Raw genomic sequence first — 5,639 nt, forward strand, 5'->3', positions numbered from 1 at the left:
CGGCGCGAGCGCTTTGCAAGTCCGCCTCGCGTTGACTCACCGCCGCCTGGTAACGGTCGGGTTCGATGGTATAGAGCTCGTCGCCCTGCTCGACCATCTGGCCAGGCTGGAAGTGACGCTCTTCGAGATAGCCATCCACCCGCGCCACGATCACCACTTCGCTGTCGCTGCGAAGAAGCGATGGGTAGGCCTTGTTGATCGGCAGGTCCTGGCGGCGTACCTCGGCGACCTGGACCTCGTGCGGCGGCGGCTCCTGCTGCCCTTGCGCCTGTCCCTGCGGCGTCTGGGTTTCGTCGTCCCCCGAGCAGGCCGAAAGCGCCAGTGCGGCCATAAGCGTCACCAGACTCGCTCGCGTTGAGTGAATCATCTTCTTCATGCGTCGACTTCCCATTCGTTCTCTATTTTTTGACCGATAGCGACACGGCGCCGATCGAAGGCGCCGAAGTCTCAATAACCGCCTGGCTGGCCAAGACCCAGGCCGCCACCCGCGCCGCCGGGGTAGGCGCTGCCACCGCCGGGCGCGTAGGCGTCCGGCTGGCGACGGGCGGGGGCGTAATCGTCCGAGGAGTAGCTGCTTGCCGGTGCCGACTCGCGGGTGGGCGGCGCGCCGATGTCCAGCGCCCGCCGGTAGTCGTCTCGATCACCGCTCTCGGGCAGGGTGAAGTTGACCGCTTCCCCGGTGAGCCAGGCGTTGACCTCCTCGAGGGCGGCCACGTCCAGAAGCCCCGACTGCTGGCGCAGCGACAGCAGGTTGATCACGTAGTCGTAGCGCGACTCGGCGTAGCTTGCGATGGCGTTGTAGAGGTTCTGCTCGGCGTTGAGCACGTCGACGATGTTGCGCGTGCCCACCTCGTAGCCGGCCTGGGTCGCTTCCAGGGCGCTGCGGGTCGAGACGATCGCCTGCTGGCGCGCCTCGACGGTCTCGACGTTGTTGCTGACCTGGGTGTAGAGCGAGCGCACCTGCTGGATGGTGGTGCGCCGCTGGGACTCGAAGTCGTACTGGCTGCTTTCGAGCTGGAAGGTGTTCTGGCGAATGGTCGCGCTGGTGCTGCCACCGGTGTACAGCGGCACGCTGGCGGAGAGCCCGACCTGGCTCGAGGAGTCGTGGCCGCTGGTATAGTCGATATCGGTTTCGGCGTACTGGTAGTTGGCGAAGGCCGATAGCGTCGGCAGCCGGCCGGCGCGAGCGATCTCGACCGCGGCGCGGGAGACCTCGATACCGGCGCGCTGGGCCAGCACCTGCGGATTGCGCTCGAGCGCCTGATCGACCCAGTAGTCGCGTTCGCTGGGCGTCGGCAGGCCGATCGGCATGTCGCCGAGTGATTCGATGTTGGCGTAGCGGCGGCCGGTCAACTGCTCCAGCGCCTCGAAGGCCACCTGCAGGTTGCTCTCGGCGGTGATGCGCTCGGCGCGAGCCTGGTCGAAGCTCGACCGCGCCTCCTCCACTTCGGTGATCGCGATCAGACCTACTTCGAACTGCTCGCTCGACTGCTCGAGCTGGCGGCCGATCGCCCGCTCCTGGGCGCGGCGGGCTTCGAGCACCTCGAACGCACGCAGGATATCGAAGTAGGCCGACACCACGTCGATCAGAAGCTGCTGCTCGGTGGCCGCCAGAATGTAGACCTGCTGGTCGATCTGGCGCTCGGCCTGATCGACCCGACGGCTGGTCGCCGCGTTGAACAGCGCCTGGGTGGCCTCCAGCGACAGCGAAGCGCTGTTGAAGCTGTCGTCTCGCGAAGGGCTGGTCACTACCGGACCATCGCCCTGGGGCGGCGTCGCGCCGGTACCCACCGCCGACTGGCTCTCGTACTGGCGGTTGTGCGTCACGTTGCCCGAAGCGTTGACCTGGGGCAGAAGCTCGCCGCCCACTACGTCACGCGCTGCCTCGACACCGGAAAACTGCGACCGGGCGGAGGCGAGTTCGGCGTTGTTGTTGAGCGCATCGCGGGTGATGGTGATCAGATCCGCCGCCTGGGCGGGCAGCGCGATGGAACTTGCCAGTACGGCCAGGAATAAGGGACGAAGCGGGGCATTGACTGCCCAGTGTGCCAGTCGCATGGGATTGCCTCTAGGTGTCAACGTGGGGTGCAGCACTCACGAGGGGAGCACGAAAGCGTCGCATTATAGTTACATTCATGTATGTATGCTAGCCTTGAACTTCGCCGAAATCTGTGTCTCGTTTCAAGTCAAGAATAACGCCACTTACTTTAGTCGAAAGACGGGACGACGTGCACGTTTTCACGCGTCGATTTCGTCTCGAACCCCAGGCACCACCGGGGGCTTGCAGGGAGAGAGAGGATGCAACTCGACAGGACCTTCAGGTCACGCCATGGCGCTCGCACAGCAGGCGCCGGTAGCGCTGGTAGACCACCTCGAAGGCATCGACGCGACCGGCGTCGGGCTCGGCCAGGGAACCGGCATCGAGCTGCACCAGACGATGGCAGAGCGCCTCGAGCGTGGTGTCCTGGGCGCGCTGCTCGCACCAGGCGGCCTGAAGCGCCGCCCCCAGAGCGGCGGCATCGGTGATCTCGGGGCAGATCACCTCGATGCCGGTGATGTCGGCGACCATCTGACGCCACACCGGGCTTTTCGCCCCGCCGCCGCTGAGCCGTATCTGGCGGGCGCCGGCGGTGAGATCGCCCAGCAGCTCGAGTCCGTAGCGCAGCCCGAAGGTGGCGCCCTCCATCACCGCCCGGCACAGGTTGGCCTGGGTCATGTTGGGGCTGGTCAAGCCGCTGAAGTCGCCGCTCGCGCCGGGCAGCATCGGCACCCGCTCGCCGTTGAAGAACGGCAGGCAGGTGACGCCCTCGGCGCCGATCGAAGCGCTTGCCACCCGCTCGCTGAAGCCGTCGATGTCGAGCCCGAACAGCTAGCGCACGCGGGTGGTGGCGGAGGTGACGTTCATGGTGCAGATCAGCGGCAGCCAGCCGCCGTGACTGGCACAGAAGTTGGCCACCATGGCGCTGTCGCACACCACCGGGGTCGGCGAGTAGGCGCACACGGTGCCGGAGGTGCCGAGGCTCAGGGTGACGAGTCCCGCGGTGATATTGCCCGTACCGATGGCGCCGAGCATGTTGTCGCCGCCACCGCAGGCGACGACCACGCCATCGCCCAGGCCCAGCTCCCGGGCGACGCGCGCACGCACGGTGCCGGCGGGCTCGCGGGGCTCGAGCAGCCGGGGCAGCACCCGGGCCGGATCGAGCTCCGGGGCGATCAGGCCGAACACCTCGGGCTGCCAGGCGCGGGCGCGGGTATCGAAGTAGCCGGTGCCCGAGGCGTCGCCAGCCTCGGTGACCCGCTCGCCGGTGAGCCAGAAATTGAGGTAGTCGTGGGGCAGCAGGAGCGTCGCGATGCGCCGGTAGGCATCCGGATGGTGGGCGCGTAGCCAGGCGATCTTGGAAGCGGTGTAGCCGGTCTGCAGCACCAGGCCGAGCTTGTCGAGACACCCCGCCTCGCCGCCGAGGCGCTCGACCAGCGCGGCGTTCTCGGCACTCGTCTCGGTGTCGCACCAGAGCTTGGCCGGGTAGACCGGCACGCCGTCGGCGTCGAGCGCCACCATGCCGTGCTGCTGGCCGGAGACGCCGATCGCGCGCACCGCCCGCGCATCCACTCCGGCGCGCTCGATGGCCTCGAGAAAGGCGCCCTTGAAAGCCGCCAGCCACTCGGCGGGCGCCTGCTCGCGGCGGCCGTCGGCGCCCTCGTCCAGCCGGTGTGCCCGGCTGGCCTCGCCGAGAATCCGCCCCCGCTCGACATCCACGACCACCACCTTGGTGCTCTGGGTGCCGCAATCCACTCCGATATACATCAGCCCGCTCCCCGTGACCCCATCAGTGCCTCCAGTGTGGCACGGGCGCCGCGCGCGTGCAGCGATGCCAGCGCCTCGAGGTAGCGCTGCAGGAAGCGGGGATCGTCGGCCAGGTCGCCGAACAGTTCGCGGTTCTCGACGAAGGCCTCGGGGCGGGTGCGGTTGTCGCGGGCGATCGCCATCAGCGGCTCGCGCAGCGCATCCACCACCTCGATGGGCGCGCCCTGCTCGTCCACGCCCTCGGCGTAGCGCGCCCAGCTGGCCACCACCGCCGCGCTCAGCGCCACGGGGCCATCGCGCTCGAGCTGGTGGCGAATCACCGGCACCAGCCACTTCGGGATACGGTCCGAGCTCTCGGCACAGAGCCTTGCCAGGGTGTCCTTGATCTCGGGATTGGCGAAGCGCTCGATCAGCGTGTGCTGGTAGGCATCGAGGTCGATCCCCGGCACCGGGGCGAGCGTCGGCGCGCCCTCCTCCTTCATGTAGCGCAACAGGAACTCGACGAACAGCGGGTCCTGGCACACCTCGTGGGCGTAACGGTAGCCGGCGAGATAGCCGAAGTAGGTCAGCGCCTGGTGGCTGGCGTTCAGAAGGCGCAGCTTCATCAGCTCGAAGGGCTCGACGTCGTCGACCAACTGCACGCCGACCGCCTCGAAGGCGGGGCGACCGAGCGGAAAGTGATCCTCCAGCACCCACTGGGTGAAGGGCTCGCACACCACGGGCCAGGCATCCTTCACGCCGAAGCGGCTTGCCAGCTCGTCGATGTCGCCGGGCGTGGTGACCGGCGTGATGCGATCCACCATCGAATTGGGAAAGGCGACCTCGCGCGCGAGCCACTCGCCGAGTGCGGCGTCCCGCGCACTCGCGAAGGCCGCGAACATGCGCCGGGCCACGTCGCCGTTGCCCTGGATGTTGTCGCAGGACATCACGGTGAAGGGCGCAAGTCCGCGCGCCCGGCGACGCACCAGCGCCTCGACCACGAGCCCGAAGGTGCTCGTCGGGCGTGTCGGCTCGGCCAGATCGCGCTGGACGAGCGGATTGTCCACGTTGAAGGCGCCGCTGACCGGATGGACGTTGTAGCCGCCTTCGGTCACGGTGAGCGAGACGATCCGGATGGCCGGCGCCGCCATCGCCTCGATCACCGCCTCCGGGTCTTCCGGGGCGAAGAGATAATCCACCAGACTTCCGATCACGCGAGGTTCAAACGTGCCGTCGGGGTGCTTCACCACCAGCGTGTAGAGGTGATCCTGGCGCGACAGCGCCTCCTGCATGCGCTTGTCGCCGGGCATCACACCCACGCCGACGATGCCCCACTCCAGCGCCTCGCCCTGGTTCATCAGCGTGTCGAGGTACATCGCCTGGTGGGCGCGGTGAAAGCCGCCCACGCCGATATGCACGATGCCCGCCGTCACGGCGGCGCGATCATAAGTGGGCGTCTTCACCGCCGGGTCGAGGGTGGCGAGCGTCTGGTCGGTCAACGGGGTCATGGGGCTCTCCAGGCGAAGGGGAAAAGTAGTAGAGAAAGTAAAAGGGGCGATGCGGCGCCGGGCATCAGGAAGGCAAGACGACGCCGGCGCGCCACTGATCGACGAGAAGGCCGAGCTCGCTCATGCGCTCGATCACCCGCCAGGCACCGGCCTCCTCGAGCCGGCGCGCCTGGTCGGCGTCGTGATGGCCGGCGCCGATGAAGCCCACCACGGTGAGCCCGGCGCCCACGGCGGCGCGCACGCCGGCCACGCTGTCCTCCACCGCCAGGCAGGCCCGGGGCTCGGCGCCCAGCGCCTGGGTGGCCAGGCGGTAGAGCGCCGGGCCTGCCTGGCGGTGGAGGACAGCG

Annotated in this window: 3 protein-coding genes and 2 pseudogenes; all 5 read right to left on the reverse strand. The window is 68.3% G+C overall.

Going from position 1 to position 5,639, the window contains the following annotated elements:
• Positions 1-376: biotin/lipoyl-binding protein (locus BIS11_RS09700; RefSeq protein ID WP_253585981.1), on the reverse strand; the 376-nt coding region annotated here is incomplete at its 3' end.
• 71 nt (positions 377-447) lie between these two features.
• The gene (locus tag BIS11_RS09705) at positions 448-2,058 is read right to left on the reverse strand and encodes a TolC family outer membrane protein (RefSeq protein WP_253585982.1); all 1,611 of its coding nucleotides are present in this window, start codon (positions 2,056-2,058) and stop codon (positions 448-450) included.
• A gap of 259 nt (positions 2,059-2,317) precedes the next feature.
• Positions 2,318-3,793, reverse strand: a pseudogene (xylB, locus tag BIS11_RS09710) (xylulokinase).
• Positions 3,794-3,813: 20 nt separating this feature from the next.
• Positions 3,814-5,292, reverse strand: a pseudogene (locus tag BIS11_RS09715) (mannitol dehydrogenase family protein); the annotation flags it as partial.
• A gap of 64 nt (positions 5,293-5,356) precedes the next feature.
• The coding region (locus BIS11_RS09720) for an HAD-IA family hydrolase (protein WP_253585983.1) at positions 5,357-5,639 on the reverse strand (283 nt) is incomplete at its 5' end.

Source organism: Halomonas sp. 707D4 (assembly GCF_024158685.1).
Classification (GTDB): Bacteria; Pseudomonadota; Gammaproteobacteria; order Pseudomonadales; family Halomonadaceae; genus Vreelandella.

Coding starts and splice junctions, on each gene's coding strand:
- BIS11_RS09705 (WP_253585982.1), bottom strand. CDS start 2,058: ATGCGACTGGCACACTGGGCAGTCAATGCCCCGCTTCGTCCCTTATTC.